The sequence below is a fragment of the Paracoccus sp. 08 genome, assembly GCF_024105395.1.
Classification (GTDB): Bacteria; Pseudomonadota; Alphaproteobacteria; order Rhodobacterales; family Rhodobacteraceae; genus Paracoccus; species Paracoccus marcusii.
Genome location: NZ_WEKR01000042.1, coordinates 1 through 20,849, shown reverse-complemented (window position 1 = coordinate 20,849; position 20,849 = coordinate 1). Strand labels below are relative to the sequence as shown.

At 68.0% G+C, this 20,849-nt stretch carries 22 protein-coding genes and 1 pseudogene; 13 read left to right on the top strand and 10 right to left on the bottom strand.

Features of this window, described 5'->3' with window-relative positions:
• The 4 genes and pseudogenes from GBO37_RS13265 to GBO37_RS13250 all read left to right on the top strand — a co-directional run.
• Positions 1–993 (top strand): annotated as a pseudogene (locus GBO37_RS13265) (chromosome segregation protein SMC); the annotation flags it as partial.
• A 43-nt stretch (positions 994–1,036) separates the two neighbouring features.
• Positions 1,037–1,492 carry a RidA family protein gene (locus GBO37_RS13260; RefSeq protein WP_045981051.1) on the top strand — a complete coding sequence of 152 codons (456 nt, stop codon included), beginning with the start codon at positions 1,037–1,039 and terminating at the stop codon, positions 1,490–1,492.
• Entirely contained in the window at positions 1,492–2,241 is a 750-nt protein-coding gene (locus tag GBO37_RS13255; protein ID WP_252929495.1) for a glycerophosphodiester phosphodiesterase family protein, read from the top strand. The genes GBO37_RS13260 and GBO37_RS13255 overlap by 1 nt, the downstream gene beginning before the upstream one ends.
• Positions 2,242–2,342: 101 nt before the next feature.
• Entirely contained in the window at positions 2,343–3,485 is a 1,143-nt protein-coding gene (locus tag GBO37_RS13250; protein ID WP_045981053.1) for a GNAT family N-acetyltransferase, read from the top strand.
• A gap of 75 nt (positions 3,486–3,560) precedes the next feature.
• Here the strand turns inward: GBO37_RS13250 and GBO37_RS13245 are convergent, their stop codons facing one another.
• Positions 3,561–4,046, bottom strand: coding sequence for a peroxiredoxin (locus GBO37_RS13245; RefSeq protein WP_127897835.1), 486 nt, complete (start codon positions 4,044–4,046; stop codon positions 3,561–3,563).
• A gap of 74 nt (positions 4,047–4,120) precedes the next feature.
• Between GBO37_RS13245 and GBO37_RS13240 the strand changes: the two genes are divergently transcribed.
• Positions 4,121–5,323: an NAD(P)/FAD-dependent oxidoreductase gene (locus GBO37_RS13240; protein WP_252929492.1), complete on the top strand. Its 1,203-nt coding sequence runs from the start codon at positions 4,121–4,123 to the stop codon at positions 5,321–5,323.
• 76 nt (positions 5,324–5,399) lie between these two features.
• The gene (locus GBO37_RS13235) at positions 5,400–5,975 is read left to right on the top strand and encodes an RsmD family RNA methyltransferase (protein ID WP_148911472.1); all 576 of its coding nucleotides are present in this window, start codon (positions 5,400–5,402) and stop codon (positions 5,973–5,975) included.
• A 150-nt stretch (positions 5,976–6,125) separates the two neighbouring features.
• On the opposite strand, the gene GBO37_RS13230 is transcribed toward GBO37_RS13235, so the two are convergent.
• A complete protein-coding gene (locus GBO37_RS13230) occupies positions 6,126–7,319 on the bottom strand; it encodes an alanine--glyoxylate aminotransferase family protein (protein WP_252929491.1) in 1,194 nt (397 codons plus the stop codon).
• 297 nt (positions 7,320–7,616) lie between these two features.
• Between GBO37_RS13230 and GBO37_RS13225 the strand changes: the two genes are divergently transcribed.
• From GBO37_RS13225 to dinB, 3 genes are read left to right on the top strand one after another with little or no spacing between them, the layout of a single operon-like run.
• Entirely contained in the window at positions 7,617–9,281 is a 1,665-nt protein-coding gene (locus GBO37_RS13225) for an ABC transporter ATP-binding protein (protein WP_139598554.1), read from the top strand.
• Complete coding sequence (locus tag GBO37_RS13220; RefSeq protein WP_252929490.1) at positions 9,278–9,997, top strand: folate-binding protein YgfZ; 720 nt, start codon at positions 9,278–9,280, stop codon at positions 9,995–9,997. The genes GBO37_RS13225 and GBO37_RS13220 overlap by 4 nt, the downstream gene beginning before the upstream one ends.
• Entirely contained in the window at positions 9,994–11,073 is a 1,080-nt protein-coding gene (gene dinB / locus GBO37_RS13215) for a DNA polymerase IV (protein ID WP_252929489.1), read from the top strand. Before GBO37_RS13220 ends, dinB begins: the two co-directional genes overlap by 4 nt.
• On the opposite strand, the gene GBO37_RS13210 is transcribed toward dinB, so the two are convergent.
• The 3 genes from GBO37_RS13210 to efp form a co-directional block, all read right to left on the bottom strand.
• A complete protein-coding gene (locus GBO37_RS13210) occupies positions 11,070–11,435 on the bottom strand; it encodes a DoxX family protein (RefSeq protein WP_252929488.1) in 366 nt (121 codons plus the stop codon). The genes dinB and GBO37_RS13210 overlap by 4 nt on opposite strands.
• Positions 11,432–12,415 carry an MBL fold metallo-hydrolase gene (locus GBO37_RS13205; RefSeq protein ID WP_252929487.1) on the bottom strand — a complete coding sequence of 328 codons (984 nt, stop codon included), beginning with the start codon at positions 12,413–12,415 and terminating at the stop codon, positions 11,432–11,434. The genes GBO37_RS13210 and GBO37_RS13205 overlap by 4 nt, the downstream gene beginning before the upstream one ends.
• A gap of 146 nt (positions 12,416–12,561) precedes the next feature.
• A complete protein-coding gene (gene efp / locus GBO37_RS13200) occupies positions 12,562–13,125 on the bottom strand; it encodes an elongation factor P (RefSeq protein ID WP_042251708.1) in 564 nt (187 codons plus the stop codon).
• 372 nt (positions 13,126–13,497) lie between these two features.
• On the opposite strand from efp, the gene GBO37_RS13195 reads away from it, so the two are divergent.
• Positions 13,498–13,824 (top strand): DUF6280 family protein, encoded by a 327-nt coding sequence (locus GBO37_RS13195; RefSeq protein ID WP_042251710.1) that lies wholly within the window; start codon positions 13,498–13,500, stop codon positions 13,822–13,824.
• A 50-nt stretch (positions 13,825–13,874) separates the two neighbouring features.
• Here the strand turns inward: GBO37_RS13195 and GBO37_RS13190 are convergent, their stop codons facing one another.
• Entirely contained in the window at positions 13,875–14,762 is an 888-nt protein-coding gene (locus GBO37_RS13190; protein ID WP_252929486.1) for a 1-phosphofructokinase family hexose kinase, read from the bottom strand.
• A 1-nt stretch (position 14,763) separates the two neighbouring features.
• The gene (locus tag GBO37_RS13185) at positions 14,764–15,171 is read right to left on the bottom strand and encodes a metallopeptidase family protein (protein ID WP_045981063.1); all 408 of its coding nucleotides are present in this window, start codon (positions 15,169–15,171) and stop codon (positions 14,764–14,766) included.
• Between the two features lie 80 nt (positions 15,172–15,251).
• Between GBO37_RS13185 and gltX the strand changes: the two genes are divergently transcribed.
• The gene (gltX, locus tag GBO37_RS13180) at positions 15,252–16,574 is read left to right on the top strand and encodes a glutamate--tRNA ligase (RefSeq protein ID WP_252929485.1); all 1,323 of its coding nucleotides are present in this window, start codon (positions 15,252–15,254) and stop codon (positions 16,572–16,574) included.
• 654 nt (positions 16,575–17,228) lie between these two features.
• A complete protein-coding gene (locus GBO37_RS13175; RefSeq protein WP_252929484.1) occupies positions 17,229–18,017 on the top strand; it encodes a Hint domain-containing protein in 789 nt (262 codons plus the stop codon).
• A gap of 81 nt (positions 18,018–18,098) precedes the next feature.
• Here the strand turns inward: GBO37_RS13175 and GBO37_RS13170 are convergent, their stop codons facing one another.
• The gene (locus tag GBO37_RS13170; protein ID WP_252929483.1) at positions 18,099–18,980 is read right to left on the bottom strand and encodes a hypothetical protein; all 882 of its coding nucleotides are present in this window, start codon (positions 18,978–18,980) and stop codon (positions 18,099–18,101) included.
• Positions 18,977–19,591, bottom strand: coding sequence for a hypothetical protein (locus tag GBO37_RS13165; RefSeq protein ID WP_252929481.1), 615 nt, complete (start codon positions 19,589–19,591; stop codon positions 18,977–18,979). The genes GBO37_RS13170 and GBO37_RS13165 overlap by 4 nt, the downstream gene beginning before the upstream one ends.
• Positions 19,592–19,916: 325 nt before the next feature.
• On the opposite strand from GBO37_RS13165, the gene GBO37_RS13160 reads away from it, so the two are divergent.
• Positions 19,917–20,168 carry a DUF3237 domain-containing protein gene (locus GBO37_RS13160; protein ID WP_252929479.1) on the top strand — a complete coding sequence of 84 codons (252 nt, stop codon included), beginning with the start codon at positions 19,917–19,919 and terminating at the stop codon, positions 20,166–20,168.
• 440 nt (positions 20,169–20,608) lie between these two features.
• Here GBO37_RS13160 and GBO37_RS13155 read toward each other — a convergent pair.
• A partial coding sequence (locus GBO37_RS13155) for a transposase (RefSeq protein WP_252929477.1) occupies positions 20,609–20,849 on the bottom strand: 241 nt, incomplete at its 5' end.

The following is a 20,849-nucleotide window of genomic DNA, read 5'->3' as shown; positions in this document are numbered from 1 at the left end:
GCCGAGGCGCAGGACCAGCCCGCCATCCTGGCCGAGCAGGAGGAGGCGCTGGTCACGCGCGGGGTGCAGCTGGAGGCGCGGCTGACGGCGGCCCGCGCCGCGCTGACATCCGCCGAGGACGCCGCCCGCGCCGCCGCCCTGGCCGAGCGCGAAACCGAGCGGCAGGCAGGCGAGGCACGCGAGGCCCGCGCCGCGCGCGAGGCCCGCCAGGAGGCCGCCCGCGAGGCCGAGGCCCTGGCCCGCGCCCGCATCCGCGAGGAGACCGAGCAGAGCCCCGACCAGCTGCGCGCCGCCCTGGGCGAGATCGACCTGACCGCCCCCGTCGACCGGCTGGAGCAGGAAATCGCCCGCCTGCGCGGCGCGCGCGAGGCCCTGGGCGCGGTCAACCTGCGTGCCGACGAGGACAAGCGCGCGCTGGAGGCCGAGCGCGACGGGCTGGCCGCCGAGAAGACCGACCTTGAGGCCGCCATCGCGAAACTCCGCGCCGGCATCGGCAGCCTGAACCGCGAGGGGCGCGAGCGCCTGCTGGCCGCCTTCGAGACGGTGAACGCCAATTTCGCGACCCTGTTCACGACGCTGTTCGGCGGCGGCGAGGCGCGTCTGGTGATGGTCGAATCGGACGACCCGCTGGAGGCGGGCCTGGAGATCATGTGCCAGCCACCGGGCAAGCGGCTGTCGACCCTCAGCCTGCTGTCGGGCGGCGAGCAGACGCTGACCGCGATGGCGCTGATCTTTGCGGTCTTCCTGGCCAATCCCGCGCCGATCTGCGTGCTGGACGAGGTCGACGCGCCGCTGGACGATGCCAATGTCAGCCGCTTCTGCGACCTCCTGGACGAGATGACCCGCCGGACCGAGACGCGCTTCCTGATCATCACCCACCATGCGGTGACGATGGGCCGGATGGACCGGCTGTTCGGCGTCACCATGGTCGAGCAGGGCGTCAGCCAGCTGGTCAGCGTGGACCTGAAACGCGCCGAGGCTCTGGTCGCCTGACGCGACCCGCGCTAGGGTCCGGGCGAAACCAAGCGAGGATCCCATGAGCGTCGAACAGACCCTGGCCGAAAAAGGCATCACCCTTCCCGCAGCACCCATGCCGGCGGCGAACTATGTCCCCTTCGTGCAGACCGGCAACTTGGTCTTCATTTCGGGGCAGATCAGCGCGGATGACAACGGCCTGATCACCGGCAAGCTGGGCGACACGACCAGCCTTGAGGACGGCGCCGCCGCCGCGCGCCGCTGCGGGCTGGCGCTGATCGCGCAGCTGAAGGCCGCGATCGGCAACCTGGACCGCGTGACGCGGGTGGTCAAGCTGACCGGCTTCGTGAACTCCACCCCCGATTTCACCGATCAGCCCAAGGTCATCAACGGCTGTTCCGACCTGATGGTCGAGGTCTTCGGCGAGGCCGGGCGTCATTCGCGCGCCGCGGTGTCTGCGCCCTCGCTGCCCTTCGGCGTCGCGGTCGAGATCGAAGCCGTCTTCGAGGTCCGCTGATGCTGGACCCGCGCTTTCTGACCGTGCCGATCACCCATCGCGGCCTGCATGGCGCGGGGGTTCCCGAAAACAGCCTGGCCGCAGCCCGCGCTGCGATCGAGGCGGGCTACGGCATCGAATGCGACATCCAGCCCGGCCCGGACGGAGAGCCGCTGGTCTTTCACGACTATCGGCTGAAGCGGCTGACCGGGGCCGAGGGTGTGATCGGCGCGACCGACGCGCAGACACTGGCCGGCCTGCGTCTCTTGGGCACGGACGAGCCGGTGCCGACGCTGGCCCGGTTCCTTGACCTGGTCGCGGGCCAGGTGCCGCTGCTGATCGAGATCAAGGACCAGGACGGCGCCTGCGGGCCCGATGTCGGCCCGCTGTCCACGCGCGTGGCCAAGATGCTGTCGGGCTATGACGGGCCGGTGGCGGTCATGTCCTTCAACCCGCACATGATCGCGGCCTTCCGCGCCGCGGCTCCGGACGTGCCGGTGGGCCTGACCACCTGCGCCTTCCCCGAGGGCGACTGGCCGCAGGTCGCGCCCGCCCGGCGCGAGGAGCTGGCCCAGATCCGCGATTTCGACGCGGTGGGGGCGTGCTTCATTTCGCATGACAAGGACGATCTGGACAATCCGCGCGTCGATGCGCTGCGCGCACAGGGCGTTCCGGTGCTGACCTGGACCATCCGCAGCGCCGCCGAGGAAGAGGCCGCCCGCCGCGTCGCCACGAACATCACCTTCGAAGGCTATCGCGCGGCGATCTGACGCCATTTCGCTGCACAAATACCAAAGGGGCGCCGACCTGCGGCGCCCCGCGACACCGGCGGGCCCTGACAAGCCGTGCCCCGCACCCTATCTTCCGGGGCATGACCGACATGATGACCCTGACCACCCATCCCTCGATCGCCGCCATCGACCCAGAGGTCTGGGACGCTCTGGGCGACGGCAATCCCTTTACCACGCACCGCTTCCTGTCCGCGCTGGAGCAGTCCCGATCCGTGGGCACCGGCACGGGGTGGCAGCCGCTGCACCTGACGCTGGAGCGCGACGGGCAGACCGTCGCCGCGGCGCCGCTTTATGCCAAGTCGCACAGCCAGGGCGAATACATCTTCGACCATGCCTGGGCGCAGGCCTATACGCGGGCGGGCGGGCGCTATTATCCCAAGCTGCAATGCGCGGTACCCTTCACCCCCGCCACCGGCGCGCGCCTGCTGGCCCGCGACGACGAGGCCCGCGTGGGCCTTCTGGCGGGTCTGATGCAGGTGGCCGAGCGGCTGGACGTGTCGGGGGCGCATGTCACCTTCTGCACCGAGCACGAGGCCGATCTGGGCGAGGCGGCGGGGTTCCTGCCGCGCGTGACGCAGCAGTATCATTGGCTGAACCGCGGCTATGCCAGCTATGACGATTTCCTGGGGGCGCTGTCCTCGCGCAAGCGCAAGGATCTGCGCAAGGAGCGCGCCCGCGCGCAGGCGTTCGGCGGCACGATCCGGCACCTGACCGGCGACGACCTGAGGCCGCATCACTGGGACTCGTTCTGGGAATTCTATCAGGACACCGGGGCGCGCAAATGGGGGCAGCCCTATCTGACGCGGGCCTTCTTCGACCGCATCCAGGACACGATGCGCGACGACATCCTGCTGGTGCTGGCGGAGGTCGACGGCCGGCCCATCGCGGGGGCGTTGAACTTCCTGGGGCCGGACGCGATCTATGGCCGCTACTGGGGCTGCGTCGCGGATCACGCCTTTTTGCATTTCGAGCTGTGCTATCATCAGGCCATCGACCATGCGATCGCGCATGGGCTGGGCCGGGTCGAGGCAGGGGCGCAGGGGGATCACAAGCTGGCCCGCGGATATGAGCCGGTGCCGATCCATTCGCTGCACTGGGTGCGCGATCCGGGCTTCCTGCGCGCGCTGGAAAATTACCTGGATCAGGAACGCGACGCGATGGGCGCCGAGATCGAGGCGCTGGCCGAGTTCACTCCCTTCCGCAAGGGCGATCCGTCGCCGTGAGTGGGCCCTTGCGTCCCGCGAAGGGCCGGGGGGCCAGCCCCCCGGACCCCCCGGTGTCGTGCCATGGGTCTGCGGTCAGACCTTTTCCAGCAGGGCCTCTCCGGCGCTGACGCTGCAGGTGCCGGGGCTGTCCTCGACATCCATCGATTTGACCACGCCGTCCTGGACATAGGCCGCAAAGCGCTTGCAGCGGCCGAAGAAGCCGACCGGAGGGGCGGTGAAGTCCAGGCCGAGGGCCTTGGTCATGCTGCCGTCGGCATCGGCCAGGACCTCGATCCCGGCCTCGGTCGCGCCGGTCTGATCGGCCCAGGCCTTGGCCACGAAGGGATCGTTCACGGTGATGCAGACGATGCGCGACACGCCCTTGGCGCGAAACGCGTCGGCGCTGCGCACGAAGCTGGGCATATGCGCGTTCGTGCAGGTGCCGGTGAAGGCGCCCGGCAGGCCGAACAGGGCGACCTTGCCCTGCATCAGATCGGCGGTGTCGACGGTCTCGGGGCCGGCCTCGCCCACGCGCAGCAATTGGCCCTGGGGCAGCGTGTCCCCGGCGGTGATGGTCATCGCATTCTCCTGAATTGCAACGGATTCGCAGCGACTATAGGGTGCCTCCGGTGAACAGACCAGAGAGGCGGCAGATGCGCATCGTGATCGTGGGCGGGGGGCAGGCGGCAGCGTCGATGGCGGCGCGGCTGCGGGCCAAGGGCCACGAGGGGCCGCTGACCGTGATCGGAAACGAGCCCGCCGCCCCCTATCAGCGCCCGCCCTTGTCCAAGGCCTATCTGCTGGGCCAGATGGGGCTGGACCGCCTGACGCTGCGCGCGCCCGAATGGTGGCGCGACCAGGGGATCGCGCTGCACCTGTCGGAAACCGCGCTGTCCATCGACAGGGCGGGGCAGGTCCTGACGACCGATCGGGGCACGTATTTCTATGACGCGCTGGCGCTGACCACGGGCGCGGCGCCGCGGCGCCTGCCCGCGGCGATGGGCGGCGACCTGCCCGGCACGCATGTGATCCGCACCCTGGCCGATGTCGACGCGCTGGCGCCGCAGATGCGCGAGGGGCGGCGCCTGGTGGTGATCGGCGGCGGATATATCGGACTGGAGGCGGCGGCAGTCGCGCGCAAGCTGGGCCTGGAGGTCACGCTGATCGAGGCGGCACCGCGCATCCTGGGCCGCGTCGCGGCCGCCCAGACCGCGGACCTGATCCGCGCGCTGCACCGGGCGCACGGCGTCACCATCCTGGAAGGCACAGGGATCAGCCGCATCACCGGAGACGACCGGGCGACCGGGGTCGCGTTGACCGACGGCCGGCAGATCGACGCGGATCTGGTGATAATGGGCATCGGCGTGCTGCCGGAAACCGCGCTTGCCGGCGCGGCGGGGCTGGATCTGGACAACGGCATCGCGACCGACCTGCACGGCCGCACGTCGGATCCGTTGATCTGGGCCGCGGGCGATTGCGCCAGCACGCCCTGGCAGGGCGGGCGGCTGCGGTTGGAGAGCGTGGGCGGGGCGATCGACATGGCGGAATGCGTGGCCGACAACATGCTGGGGCTGACGCGGGACTATGTGCCCAAGGCATGGTTCTGGTCGGACCAGTTCGATGCCAAGCTGCAGATCGCGGGTCTGAATGCGGGTCATGATCAGGTCGTCACGCGGGCAGGGCAGAGCGATCACGCCGCATCGGTCTGGTATTACCGGCAGGGGACCCTGATCGCGGTCGATGCGCTGAACGACGCCCGCGCCTACATGATCGGCAAGCGCCTGATCGAGGGCGGGATCAGTCCGGACCCGGCGGCGATATCGACCGTCGCGGACCTCAAGGCGCTGATGGCATGACCGGGTCCGGTTCGCAGATCGGCCCAGGGGGGTGCGGGGGGCAGGATGCCCCCCGCCGCCACCGCGGGACGCCATCATGAGGATCGTCGGCGGCACGCTGCGCGGCCTGAAGCTGGCAGACCTTGGCGCAGGCGATCCGGCGGCGCATCTGCGCCCCACGACCGATCGCGTCCGCGAGGCGATCTTCAACCTGCTGATCAACGGCACGCACGGCAATCCGCTGCCGGGGGCGCGGGTGCTGGACCTGTTCGCCGGGACCGGGGCGCTGGGGCTGGAGGCATTGTCGCGGGGTGCGGCCCACGCGACCCTGGTCGACGACGGCGCCCGCGCTCACGTCCTGATGCGGCAGAATGTCACCAAGGCCAGGGTGCAGGACAAAGCCAGCCTGCTGCGCCGCGATGCGACCAAGCTGGGGCGGCATGCGGGGCCGACGTTCGACGTCGTGTTCCTTGATCCGCCCTATGGCCAGGGACGCGGAGAGGTCGCATTGGCCTCTGCCATGCAGGGCGACTGGATCGGCGCGGGGGCGTGGATCATCTGGGAAGAATCGCGCGCGCCTACGCTGCCCCCTGGAGTCATATTGCTGGACCGGCGCAGCTATGGCGATACGGTGGTGACCTTGGCGCGCGTCGCAGCCAACGAAGCTGCGTAAAGGCCACCTTTTGGTGTCGTATCCAACCTGAGGCGAACGCCCGTCACCTGCACGCAGTCGCACCGGTCCGAACGGTCGACCGCCGCGCGTGGCGCCTGACGGCGCGGGGCCGTTCGGTGACGCCGGGCCTGCCTTCGGCGGCCCGGCGCGTCAGTGCCGGCCGCCGTCGGCGGTTCCTGCCGAACGGGCGATGCTGGCCGCTGCCGCCTCCAATGGGCCGGTGCCGTGCGGGATGCCAAGGGCTGTCAGCCCCGCTTCGATCGCGCCAAGCGTGCCCAGCAGGACGCCCGCGTTGGTGTGGCCCATATGCGCGATGCGCAGCGCACCCGACGGGTCGGGCGCGCCCAGGCCCACGCCCAGTGTCACCCCGCATTCGCGCGTCACCCAAGCCCGCAGCGCGTCGGCCCCGGGCAGCGTCACCGCGGTCACCGAACAGGCGCGGGCGGCCGGATCGGCCACCGACAGGCGGATGTCGCCGCCGACCGACCAGGCGTCGACCGCGGCCCAGGTGGCGCGGGCCAGGCGGTCGTGGCGCGCCCAGGTTGCCTCCAGCCCCTCTTCGTCCAGGATCATCGTCAGCGCCTCGGACAGTGCGAAGATCTGCTGGACGGGCGGCGTGCCGCCCCACCAGCGCCACAGCGCGTCCGACCCCGCGCGCAGGTTCCAGTCCCACCACGGAGACGTCAGCGACGTCCGCCCGCGCGCCGCCGCCCGGTCGGAAAACCACACGAAGACCGTGCCGGGCGGACACATCAACCCCTTCTGGCTGGCGGCGATCAGCACGTCGACGCCCCAGTCGTCCATCCGCATCGGCGCGCAGCCCAAAGACGCGATGGCATCCACGACCAGCAGCGCCGGGTGATCGCCCATCGCTGTCCGGATCGCGCGGATGTCGGCCAGGGTCGCGCTGGCCGTGTCGGTCTGGCACACCATCACGGCGCGGATGCGGCCCTGCGGGTCCTGGGCCAGGCGGGCCGCCAGGCGCGCGGGATCGGGGGCCAGCGCGCCGAAGTCCAGCCGCTCGACCGAGACGCCCAGACCCTCGGTCATCTCGGCCCAAGACCGGCCGAAATGGCCGCTGGTCAGCACCAGCGCAAGGTCGCCGGGGGCGAACATGTTGGCCGACGCCGCCTCCCAGCCGGCATGGCCGTTGCCGATATAGGGCGCCAGGTTCGCCCGCGTCCCCGCCAGGCGCTTCAGCTGGGTCATGACCTGCAGGTTCACCTGCGCCAGATCGTCGGCATAGATGTCCGGCGAGGCGCGGTGCGCCGCGTTCAGCACGCGGGCCGGCACCGGCGAGGGTCCGGGAATGGCAATCAGGTCGGGTCCGGGGGCAAGGCTCATCGCAAGCGTTCCTTCACATCGTGCAAGATCGGTACGGCCACACCCCGTCCGCGTCAACGGGGGGTGGCCTTGTGGCGCAAGGTCGGAAAGGGGTATGGCTGGGCGTGATCGAAAAGGGCGCCCGCGCCCGCGACCGAAAGGCCCGACAGACACGTGGACCCGCGCCAGGACAGCCCCTCCCGATTGATTGCCGCCGCGACGCGCGGCGCGACCGTGCCGCCCGCCCCGGATGCGTCCAAGGTGCCGGGCCTGCTGCGGCGGCTGTGGGACGACTATCTGCGCCAGCACTGGGGCAAGATGGCGCTGGCCTTCTTCCTGATGACGCTGGAGGGGTCCACCCTGGCGCTGATCAGCTGGATGCTGAAGCCGCTGTTCGACCTGGTCTTCATCGGCAAGCAGCCGGGTGCGATCTGGTGGGTGGGGGCGGCGATCTTCGGCATCTTCCTGCTGCGGGCGGTCACGCTGGTGGCCAGCCGGGCCTTGCTGACGACGATCTCGCTGGCGGTGTCCACGACGATGCAGACGCAGCTGCTGGCGCATATCCTGACGCTGGACAGCCGGTTCTTCCGAGACAATTCGCCCGGCGCGATGATCGAGCGGATCCAGGGCGACACGATGGCGGTCCAGGGGGTCTGGGCCACGCTGATCACGGGGGCCACGCGCGACGCCATCAGCCTGGTGATGCTGTTCGGGGTGGCGCTGAGCATCGATCCGATCTGGACGCTGGGGGCGCTGGTGGGCGCGCCGATCCTGATCATGCCCGCCGCGATGGTGCAGAGATACATCCGCCGCAAGGTGCGCCAGAACCGCGTAAACGCCAGCCTGCGCGCCACCCGGCTGGACGAGGTGCTGCACGGCATCGCCTCGATCCGGCTGAACCGGGCCGAGGCGGACCAGACCGCCCGCTTTGCGGCCATCGTGTCCCGCATCCGGGCATCCGAGACCAAGGTCGCGGCGACATCCAGCGTGATCCCGGCACTGACCGACGTGGTGACGGGCATCGGCTTCGTCGCGGTGCTGGCGCTGGGCGGAAACCAGGTGATGGACGGCGACCGCAGCGTCGGCGACTTCATGGCGTTCTTCACCGCGCTGGCGCTGGCGTTCCAGCCGATGCGCCGCCTTGGCGGGATCGCCGGCGTCTGGCAGACCGCCGCCGCCAGCCTGGAGCGCATCTATCACGTCTTCGACACCCGTCCGACGGTCGTGTCCGGGCCCCGTACCGCGCCGCCCGACACGACCGAGATCGTTCTGGACGACGTTTGGCTCTCCTATGACGGGCAGGTCGTGCTGCACGGGCTGTCCTTCACCGCCAAGGCCGGCCAGACCACCGCGCTGGTCGGACCGTCGGGGGCGGGCAAGTCCACGGTCTTCAACCTGCTGACCCGGATGGTGGACCCGGACCGCGGCTTGGTCAGCCTGGGCGGTGCGCCGGTCAGCGACTATGACCTGGGCGTGCTGCGCGACCAGTATTCGACCGTGGCCCAGGAATCGGCCCTGTTCGACGAGAGCCTGCGCGACAACATCCTGATGGGCCGCCCCGACGCATCCGATGCCGACCTGCAGGCCGCGCTGAAGGCCGCGAATGTCAGCAACTTCCTGGACGATGGCCGCACGCTGGACAGCCCCGTGGGCCCGCGCGGGTCGGCCCTGTCGGGCGGACAGCGCCAGCGCGTGGCGATCGCCCGGGCCCTGCTGCGCGACGCACCTGTGCTGCTGCTGGACGAGGCGACCAGCGCCCTGGACACGGCCAGCGAACGTCTGGTCCAGGATGCGCTGGACCATCTGTCGCGCGGACGCACCACGCTGGTCATCGCCCACCGCCTGTCGACGATCCGCAACGCCGACAAGATCGTCGTGATGGAATCGGGACGGGTTGTGGAACAGGGCAGCCATGACCAGTTGATGGCCAAGGGCGGCGCCTATGCCCGCCTTGTCGCGCTGCAATTCGGAGACAATGAATGACCCGCCAGATCATCCGCCTGACCGGCGAGGACCGCCTGCCTTTCCTGCAGGGGCTGGTGACCAACGATGTGGCCCGTGCCCCGGTCTGGGCCGCGATCCTGACGCCGCAGGGCAAGTACCTTGCCGATTTCCTGGTCGTGCCCGACGGCGACGCGCTGCTGATCGACGTGGATGCGCGGCTGGCCGAGGATCTGCTGCGCCGCCTGTCGATGTACAAGCTGCGCAGCAAGGTCGCGCTGGACCTTGTGGACATGCCCGTCGCACGCGGCACCGGTCCCGCACCCGAGGGCGCGGTGGCCGACCCGCGGCATCCGGCCCTGGGCTGGCGGCATTACGGCGCGGCGGGGGATGACGGCACGGATTGGGACGCCATCCGCGTCGCGCATTGCATCCCCGAGACATTGGTCGAGCTGATCCCGAACGACACCTATATCCTGGAGGCCGGGTTCGAGCGTCTGCACGGCGTGGATTTCCGCAAGGGCTGCTATGTCGGTCAAGAGGTCACCGCGCGGATGAAGCACAAGACCGAGTTGCGCAAGGGCCTGACCGTGCTGCGGATCGAGGGTGCCGCCCCTGTCGGCACGCCGATCACCGCCGAGGGACGAGAGGTCGGCGCGGTCTTCACCCAGTCCGGCGGTCAGGCCATCGCCCATGTCCGCCACGACCGCGTGGCCCCCGAGATGCAGGCCGGCGAGGCGCGGCTGTTCCCGCTGTGACCGACCCCGCGCCGGGGCCGCGCAAGATCATCCATATCGACATGGATGCCTTCTTTGCCTCGGTCGAGCAGCGCGATTTTCCGGAACTGCGCGGCAAGCCGGTGGCCGTGGGCGGGTCCGCCGCGCGGGGCGTCGTGGCCGCCGCCAGCTATGAGGCGCGGGTGTTCGGGGTGCGGTCCGCCATGCCGTCAGTGACGGCGGCCCGGTTGTGCCCCGACCTGATCTTCGTGCGGCACCGGTTCGACGTCTACAAGCAGGTCAGCCAGCAGATCCGCGACATCTTCCTGGACTACACCCCCCTGGTCGAGCCTTTGTCCCTCGATGAGGCCTATCTGGACGTGACCGATTACCTTGACGGGCGCACCGCGACCAAGATCGCGTCCCAGATCCGCGCCCGCATCCGCGAAACCACGGGCCTGACCGCTAGCGCGGGCGTCAGCTACAACAAGTTCCTGGCCAAGCTGGCATCCGACCAGAACAAGCCCGACGGTCTGTGCGTGATCACGCCAGAACAGGGGCCGGGCTTCGTGCTGTCCCTGCCGGTGGGCAAGTTCCACGGCGTGGGGCCCGCGACGGCGGCCAAGATGCAGGCGATGGGCATCGCCACCGGGGCCGACCTGCATGCGCAGGACCTGGATTTCCTGCTGCGGCGGTTCGGCAAGTCGGGGCGCTATTACTGGAACATCGCGCGGGGCATCGACCACCGCAGGGTCAGCCCCGACCGCATCCGCAAGTCCGTGGGGGCGGAAAACACCTATTCCGCCGACATCATGGCGCTGGACGCCGCGCAGGAGGCGCTGGAGCCCTTGGCCGCCAAGGTCTGGTCCGCCGTCGTGCGCCACGACCTGCGCGGGCGGACCGTGACGCTGAAGGTCAAGTTCAGCGATTTCCAGCAGATCACGCGCGCCCGCAGCCTGGGTCATGCGGTGACCTCGCAGGACGAGCTGCTGTCCATCGCGCGCGATCTGGCGGCGGGCGTGCTGCCCGATCCGCGCGGCGCGCGCCTGCTGGGCGTGACGCTGTCGGGGTTCGAGGCCCCCGATGACGGCCCCGCCCAGCTGTCGCTGTTCGATTAGCGCCAGCGCACCCACCGGCCCGGACCCTGCGCCGCCAGGATCAGCAGGCCCCCCGCCACGGCCCAGTTCTTGACCACGATGGTGACCTGCCACGGGTCGGCGCGCAGCTGCCAGTGAAACCAGCTGGTGCCGATGCAATAGACCGCCAGCAGCAGCGCCCAGGTCCGCACGCGCGGTCCCAGGATCAGGCAGATGCCCGCGACCAGGTTGAAGGCCGCGACCGGCCAGACCAGTATGCCGGGCAGGCCCAGGCTTTCGATCATGCGGATGACCTGCGTCGGGTCGCCGACCTTCTGAAGCGCGCCGCCGATGAACAGGACCGCGATCAGCAGGCGGCCCGTCAGGTTCAGGGCGCTGTTCATGCGCGGGTCGCGAACCAGTCCTCGGGCACCCAGGCAAAGGCGTCGCCGCGCGCCTCGACATGGCCGATGCCGGGAAAGGGCAGGTGCGTGCCCGCCACCGCGATCCGGTCGGCGGTGACCATCTGCAGCAGGTTGCGCCGGGTCGTGGCCGCCTGGCCTGCGTCGGTGTCGAAGGCCACGCCGGCATCCGGGTGGCGGAACTGCAACGCGGCCAGGGCGGCGGCATCGCCCAGGATGATCATCTGTGCGTCGCCATCCGAAAGGCGCAGGCCGCTGTGGCCCGGCGTGTGGCCGGGCAGGGCCATCGTGGTGACGCCGCCGCCCAGGTCGGCCTCTCCGGCAAAGGTCTGGACGCGGTCGCCATAGGCGTCGCGGACCCCGCGGGCCAGCGCGAAGAAGGGCTGGACATCGGCGGGCGCGGCGCTGGCCGTCGCCTCGTCGGTCCAGAAGGCCAGTTCATCCTCGTTGACGTGCAGCGCGGCATTGGCAAAGACCGCGCCCGCATCGCCCACCAACCCGCCCGCATGGTCGGGATGCAGGTGCGTCATCACGATCCGGGTGATCTGGTCGGGTGTCACGCCCAATGCCGTCAGTGAGGCCGCCAGATGCCCGGTGGTGGGGCCGAAGGCCGACCCGCCGCCCGCATCGACCAGCGTCAGCTGATCGCCCTGGCGGATCAGATGCACGCTGACCGGCACGCGGATCGGTTGTTCGGGGTCCAGATAGGCGGCACGCAGGCCCGCGCCATAGGCCGCATCGTCCAGGTTGACGACCAGATCCTTGGCAAAGTCGAAATGCCCGTCGGCGATGGTGGTGACGGTGGTGTTGCCCAGGGTGCGGGTATGGACGGTCGGCAGAAAGGCCGGGATCGCGGCGGCGGCCGGTTCCTGGGCAAAGACCAGGCCGCGGCCCAGGAACGGCATCGCGACGGCGGCGCCCGCGGCGGTCAGCATCAGGTGGCGGCGGGACAGGACGGTCACGGGCATCTCCTTTTTCGGGGTTTGTGCGATCTTTCCCGCGAAGCGATGCCCGGCACCACGCCCCATCAGCGCGTTCACGCAAAGGTGAGAACGCGACGCGCCCCGCAGGGGGCCTGCGGGGCGCGCGTGTCAGGTCGGGCCGTGGATCAGGCGCGTTCGCTGTATTCGAACATCTCGGTGTTGACGACGATCGCCTCGCCCTCGCCCACGAAGGGCGGGATCATGATGCGCACGCCGTTGTCCAGGATCGCCGGCTTGTAGCTGTTGGCGGCGGTCTGGCCCTTCACGACCGGCTCGGTCTCGGCGACGGTGCAGGTGACCTTCTGCGGGATCGAGACCGACAGGGCCTCCTCGCCGTAATACTCGATGGTGGCGGTCATGCCGTCCTGCAGGAAGGGGCGGCGGTCGCCCAAGAGGTCGGCGTCCAGTTCGGTCTGCTCGAAGGTCTCGCTGTCCATGAAGACCAGCTTGCCGTCGGATTCGTACAGGAACTGCTGGTCCTTCTGGTCCAGGCGGACGCGCTCGACCTTGTCCTCGCTGCGGAAACGCTCGTTCAGCTTGCGACCGTCGCGCAGGTTCTTCAGTTCGACCTGGGCAAAGGCGCCGCCCTTGCCGGGCTTGACGTGGTTCACCTTGACGGCGCCCCACAGGCCCCCGTCATGTTCCAGGATGTTGCCGGGGCGGATTTCATTGCCGTTGATCTTGGGCATGGGATGGGTCTCGTGCGTTTGCGGAAATTTCGGGCCGTCCTGGCATTGCCAGCCGTTGAACGACAATTCTGGCCCCCTATATCGAGGGCTGCGGCATCAGGCAACCAGAACGGAACTGCGGCGTTGTCAAGGTGCCAACAAGATCATCGCCACGTCACTGGCGCAGTGGGGTCACGATTTTTCCCGCAATTTGCGCGACATGCAGTAAGGACATGGCAGACATGCGAGTGAAGGGATACCGAATCGGCGGGCCGAACGGCTAAGGCAGCAGGCACCGTCAGAGAAGCGGATTCAAGAAACAGGGGAAACGTCAAGTTTTCCCATAAGGCCCTGACTCCCGATCGGGGCCGCAAGAGAATGGACGAAAACAAGATGCGCGATTTTGTCGACGGCTCGGCCTTCAATTTCGAACAGGGCCAGCGTGCCCGCAAGCTGTTTGCAGCGGTGGTGCTGGCAGCCTTGGATGATGCCATTGCGGATGACAAGAAATACGGCAACGGCCCCGAACAGATCGCCCGTTGGGCGCGCTCGCGCGATGGACGCGAGGTGCTGTCGTGCGCCGGGATCGACCCGAACGAGCGTGTGGTCAAGGGTCTGATGGAATTCGTGTCCAAGGGCGTGCGCACCTCGGTCGCGCTGTCGCGCGAGGAGAGCGAGCGCCGCATGGCCGCCGAGGCCGAGGAAGCCGAAGCCGCCTGAAACCTGCGCGCATCGACGATCAAGGCCGCCCTTTCGGGCGGCCTCTTTTGTTACAGCCGCGTCACGATGCGCTGTGAATAGAAATGGCGGACGTCGGCGGCGTTGCACAACTCGGTCGCGGGCGTCATGACCGCCGCCGAGGCGGCCGCCGCGCCAAGGGCCAGCGCCTCCTGCATGGGCCAGTCGCGCGCCGCCGCCAGCACGAAGCCCGCGACGAAGCTGTCGCCCGCGCCCACGGCGCTGACCACGCGCACCGGCGCCGCCGCGGCATGCCAGGCGTTGCGCACCAGCCCCGCCGCGAATTCGGCGCTGTCGCTGCGCAGGGGCAGGGGGCGGCCCGCCAGGCCCTCGGCCTCGTGGCTGTCCATGCGCAGCACGTCGACGGGAATAGACGACCCCGCCAGGGCGCGCAGCGCTTCCCCCGACGTGTCCACCAGCAGCCGCGCCCGCCCGTCCTTGAGCCTGACGGTCAGCATCTGTTCGAACCCCGGCGCGATGCCCGGCGGGTTTGACCCCGACACGACCACCCAGCCCCCGGCCAACGCGGCCTCGGCGATGGCGGCGATGGTGCTGGCCAGCTGGGTCATGTGCCATTCGGGGCCGGGCATGACGAACCGGTACTGCCCGCCCGTCGCGCGGTCGGTGACGGCCAGCGACTGGCGGGTTTCGCCCGGCGCGGTCAGGCGCAGCACCTTGAGTCCCGCCGCCTTCAGCATGTCGGCCATGCGCTGGCCCGTCGCGCCGCCCAGGGCCACCATTGCGGTGGACTGGCCGCCGATAATCTTGATCGCCCGGCTGACATTGATGCCGCCGCCGCCCGGATCGACGACCGGCTTGTCGCAGCGCAGCTTGAGGTCGGGCACGACGCTGTCGGCGGCGGTCGACAGGTCCAGCGCCGGATTCAGCGTGACGGTCAGGATGGGGGCCTGACCGCTCATCTCATTCCCACCAGCGGTCGATGGTGGCGATGTCGTCGTCGGACCAGCCGAAGTGGTGCGCCATCTCGTGCGTGACGATATGGGTGACCAGATCGCCCAGGGTCACGTCGCCGCGCGACGCCCATTCGTCCATGATCGGGCGGCGGTACAGCCAGATGATGTCCGGCCCGCCCGGCTGGTCGCTGATCGATTTCTCGGTCACGGGGATGCCGTCATAGATGCCGGTCAGGTCGAACGCATCGTCGATCTGCAGCTCGTCCAGCACGTCCTCGGGGGCGAATTCGGCGACGCGGATGGCGACCTGTGCCGCGGCTTCGCGGAATTCGGGGGGCAGGGTGGTCATGGCGTGCCGGGCCATGGCCTCGATCTCGGCCGCGTCGGGGGCCGTGCGGCCGTTCCAGTCACTCATTCCAGCGCCTCCTGCATGGTCCCCCCGATATGGACAAAAATGCCCGGCTGTGAAAGAGCAACAGCAACAGGAGACGCCCCATGACCATCACCCGTTTCGCGCCCTCGCCCACCGGCCATATCCACGTCGGCAACCTGCGCACCGCGCTGTTCAACTATCTGATCGCCCGCAAGGCCGGCGGCACCTTCATCCTGCGCCTGGACGACACCGACCAGGAACGCAGCAAGCAGGAATATGTCGACGGCATCCAGCGCGACCTGGAATGGCTGGGCCTGCACTGGGACCGGGTCGAGCGTCAGTCCCTGCGCATGGACCGCTATCGCGCCGAGGCCGACGCGCTGCGCGCCTCAGGCCGCCTCTACGAAGTCTTCGAGACCCCGGTCGAGCTGGACCTGAAGCGCAAGAAGCTTTTGAACATGGGCAAGCCACCGGTCTATGACCGCACCGGTCTGTCGCTGTCGGATGCCGACAAGGATCGCCTGCGTGCTGAGGGGCGCGAGGGATACTGGCGTTTCCTGCTGGACCAGAGCCGGATCGAATGGACAGACGGCATCCTGGGCGACATCTCGATCGACGCCGCATCCGTCAGCGATCCGGTGCTGATCCGGGCCGACGGCCAGGTGCTGTACACCTTTGCCAGCAGCGTGGACGACACCGACATGGGCGTGACCCATATCGTGCGCGGGTCGGACCATGTGACCAACACCGCCACCCAGATCCAGATCATCCAGGCCATCGGCGGCACGCCCCCGGCCTTTGCCCATCACAGCCTGCTGACCGGCGCCAAGGGCGAGGAACTGTCCAAGCGCATCGGCGCCCTGTCGCTCAAGGACCTGCGCGAGGCGGGCGTGGCCCCCGAGGCGCTGATCGCGCTGATGGCGCGGTTGGGGTCGGGCGTGCCGGTCGCGCTGGCCTCGCTGGACGAGTTGGCAGAGGCCTTCGATCTGGGCCAGTTCGGCGCATCGCCCACCAAGTTCGATGCCGAGGATCTGTGGCCGCTGACGCGCGAACGCAACCAGGCGCTGCCCTTCGCGGCGGTGGCCGACCGCATCGCGGCCTTGGGCGTGCCGGACGATCAGGCCGAACGCTTCTGGCGCGTGGCGTCCCAGAATATCACGCGCCTGGACGACCTGGGCGACTGGTGGCGGATCTTCAGCGAGGGTGCAGAGCCCCAGATCGACCCCGAGGATGCCGACTTCATCGCGAAGGCCATGACCCTGCTGCCTGCGGGCCCCTTCACAGACGCGACCTGGGGCGAATGGACCGCGGCGGTCAAGGAGGCCACGGGCCGCAAGGGCAAGGGCTTGTTCATGCCGCTGCGCAAGGCCGTGACCGGCCAGGCGCATGGCCCGGACATGTCCGACGTCATGCCCCTGCTGCAGGTCGTCAAGGCGCGTCCCTGACCCATCCACTCCACGATCCGAACGGGTCCGGCCAAAGCCGGACCCGTTCGCGTTGACGGCATCGAATGGTGCGTCCCGCACCAATGCCGGGCGCAGTGCCTGACAGGCGATGCGCGCTAAATACAATCCGAAAATATTATGCCGCCGATACCTGCACCGTAATTGTCGGTGAATTGCGGATCATCATCTTGGTATTGTCGTGGCTGATGCGCATTCTAAAAAGTGCGCGCTGTTCATTGGAAAATTTGAGCGTCATCCACTGTCGTTCTGATTTCACTCCTTCCGCCTGCCAGTCGTTATCAGCGCCTGCCATTAGAAAAGGCGCTGACAACCACCGGACAGTCGTGGGCCAGGGGCGGTCAGCGCAGCAAGACCGCGATGTCGACTGATTCCGAAGGAAATTGCCGCGCAGTATCGTGCTTTGGCTGAATGTGGGGCGCTTGGGTATAAACACCCGAACGCGGGCGTTTCGGCGAAAAGGAACCACCTGTATAATTGGACAGGCATCTGAATATTCAACCCACTGTAATGACACTTAACTAAACCCTGAATTGCGTTACTGCCCAATTCTCGCCTTAAATTGCCGCTTTTATCGGCAGCAGAGGGCGTTCATCTTGCGCGACAATCAGTCACAAGTGAATTGGATCGCACAGTATGCGTATCAGCGATAAGCGCACCGCGCCGGCCGACGGCAACCGCTTCGGCCGTGACGACCCCGTTTCCCAGGGTTCTGCAAAATCGTCCCGTCGCCTGCTTCAGGCGCTGACGGCCGGCGTCGCGGCCTTCGGCAGTTCCGTTGCGGCCTATGCAGGCGGTTACGTGGCGCCCATCGTGGAATTCMCCCCCGCCGCCACGCCCGTCGCGGCCGTTGGCAATGCGCCCAATTACTGGCTGGCGCTGATCCCGCTTGCCCTGCTGTATCTGGGAACGCGCGGCGGCGACGATGTCGGATCCAACCCGCCGCAGAACATCGGCGGTCCGTGCTTTTGCGAAGGCACGCTGATCCTGGCGGACAACGCATGGGTCACGGTCGAGACCATCCAGGCCGGCGACATCGTCACCACCTCCAAGGGGCCGCAGCGCGTCCTGTCGGTCGGATCATGGCAGCCGACGAAGTTCCGCGACCGTCCCAGCATCGTCGCCGGCGTTCGTCTTTCGGCCAATCATGGCGTGCAGGTCGACGGCTTCAACGTCGAGGCCGGCGCGGTCAGCAGCAAACGCGGTCTGATCGACGGCCGCAGCTATTTCCATATCCTGGTCGAGGATCACAGCTGGCTCTCGGTCAAGGCCGATGATGCCGGGACCGTGCTGGTCGCGGAAAGTCTGCAGATGACCAAGGATCTGAAGCTGGCCAAGGACTTTCCGCATCTGGTCGATCACCATGCCGCGAACCCGGTCGCCCCGCGCCTGTCGCGGGCGGACGCCCTGCCTGCGGCGGCCTGACACCGGATTCGGACCCATCCCATGCAATAGACCATGCCCCGCACGATGGCGGGGCATGGTTCATTCCCTGGCGTCTGACCGTCAGGGCATCGTGGGCAGGGCAAAGCCGTGGATGGTCATCCGGCTTTCGCGGGCATAGTCCTCGGTAGTCCAGCCGGCCCAGGCGGCATGACGTTCGATCGTCGTCAGCGTCGCCATTCTCGTCGTGAGGTCCCAGATGAAGCCGGACGCCATGTCGGCATGGCGCACCGTCTCGAACACCTTGCCATCGATCGAGAACACGCAGCGGTCGGCGAACAGCTCGAACTCCAGGCGCTGCGGCACGCCCGGCTTGAACTCGCCCAGCGCCAGCGTGCGGCGGTCGGACGATGCACGGCCACCCCCGGTGCGGGGCATGTGGACGGCCGGCGCCCAGCCGATCACACCGTTGCGCTTGACCAGTTCGAAATCAAGCTCCTTGCCGTTGTCCGCGTGGGTAAAGAAGGCATTGACGGCGCTGCTGGTGTGGCTGGTGACCACCGCGCCCCACTTGCCGATGGCGGCGGACGGGCGGTTCAGCTGCATCGCACCGTTCCGCCACTGGCCACCCTCCATCGCTGCGCTGATCGAGACGGACTTGTCGGTGTTGTAGGTGACGCGGGCCGGCGTGCCCAGGCTGCCGCCCACGCCGTTGCCCCGGTCGCCCCCGGCCCAGTTCGGCAGGAAGATGTTGATGCCTCCCGCGCTGCTCCAGTCAAAGGACAGCGCGCGGTCGATGGTAAAGTCCTGCACGGCGCGATAGCCCGTGGGCAGCAGCGGCGCGACCGGCGCGGGCTGGACAGGTGCCGGCTGCACGGGTGCAGGCTGGATCGGCGCAGGAGCCGGGGTGACGGGCGCGGGTTGTGCTGGGGTCGGCGCGGGGGTGGGCGTCGGCGTGACCGGTGCGGGCGTGACCGGTGCCGGCTGAACGGGTGCGGGCGTCATGGCCGGCTGCGCAGCCAGATAGGCGTGCACTTGGGGGTCAGCGCCCTGACGGTATGATCGGCCGCCCAGTTCGCGCCCGTCAGCATCTGGTCGCGCATGCGATCGAACGCCGCGCTTTGCGACAGGGTCGTGCGCCAGCCGTCGATCTGGGCCACGCGCGCGCCATAGGCCATGCCGCCGTCGACCTGGGCATGCACGGTCAGCATGTCGATCACCGAATGCGGCGCGACATAGGTCGGCAGCCCCCGTGTCCCGCTGCGGTCCCGCCACAGCGGGGCGACCAGGATGTCGGCCTCGCCGCCGACCCAATCGGCCTGGTGCTGGACCACGGTGTGCAGCCGGGTGTCGTTGCCCCAGACCGCGCGCCAGGCCTGCGCCATCTGGGTGGCGCGCATGCCGTACCAGTTGCGGAACTCGGACCCCGTGGCGGTGCCAAAGGCCAGGCGGCCCTGCTCGGCGCAGTAATGCGCCTGGGGCGTGCCCGACAAGTCCCAGGTCTTGGTGCTGTATTCGACATAGACGTGCCGCGGCGCGGGCATCAGCGTCCGGATCAGCGTGGCACACTGGCGGAAATGATCATCGGTGGCCGCGGTCGGAAGACACAGCCACATGTCCGCGCCAGCCTAGTCGCACAGCGCGGCCACACGCCGGTGGGCAAGCGGTAAGCTTTCGGATCGTCCATATGAAGATATGCACTCTCAGTGCATGCGAAGCCTGTTACGGATCCTATACGGCAGTATTTTTTAGTCTTCCGTCTGCGAGTGTTGGATTGCCTGCGAAGGGTTTTGGTTATGCAGAGCCAGGCCCGACATGAATTGCCTCCGCCTCCCGCATCGGCAAGCGAACGTCGCGGCATGTGCCGGGCGGACCCCGGACCCATTCGCGCCGACGCGCGTTTGGATGGGTAGTGCATACAAGCATGGTGACAAGGAGTGGATGATGACCAATGCGACCCTGACCCTGGAAGGCGGCCCCGAACTGTCGGGAGAGATCGTCGATACCGGTGCCGATTATATCCGGATCCGGGCCACGACCGAGATGACACAGGAACAGATGGCACAATATGCTGGAGGCCTGATTGAGATAGACGGCAAGATGCAGAAGGTGATGCTGGAAAGCGCGATCCCGGTTCCCGATGACGAGGAGGTCATCGAACTGACCATGCGCCGCTTCACGCCGTCGGCTTGACGGTGCCCGACGGGCGCCTTTTCGTGCGATGCGCGGGATGTCGCAGGGTCACAGATACCTTACTTGTCGGCAACAGTCAAAGCGTGGTGAATGCAGTTCGTGCAAATTGTTAATGATCGATCTTTTATGCCCTGCTACTTAATCTAATGCAGTAATCGGAGAAATGTTGTTGGCCCGATTGTTTACCGAGGACGAATTGCGTCTGATTGACGACGCGCTATCTTCATATCAGCACAACAGTGCCTATCGCACGGTTCGCGAAAAGGTCGCGGCCCTTGTTGCGGAAGACAAGCGCGACCGTATCGTTGTGATCCCCCTATCGAAGTTCCACCATACCTAACCATTATCTCATAATAATCAAACGTCGCTGCGTGTGCAAAGCAGGTCAAGATTTCGCTTTTGCACATAAGGCTATGCCTAGGCTCCAGTCTCGTTAATTTTCAAAGCCAGAAGATGACAGTTGCGGCGAGAGCGATGGCGGACAGAAAGCCCTTCGGGCACCTGTCGTAGCGGGTCGCGACGCGGCGCCCGTCCTTGAGCCTGCCGGACATGATCTCGATACGATTGCGCCGCTGGTAGCGGCGTTTATCGTATGTGACGGGCTTGCCTCGGGATTTCCGGCCAGGAATGCATGGCGTGATGCCCTTGTCCTGCAATGCTTCACGATACCAGTCGGCGTCA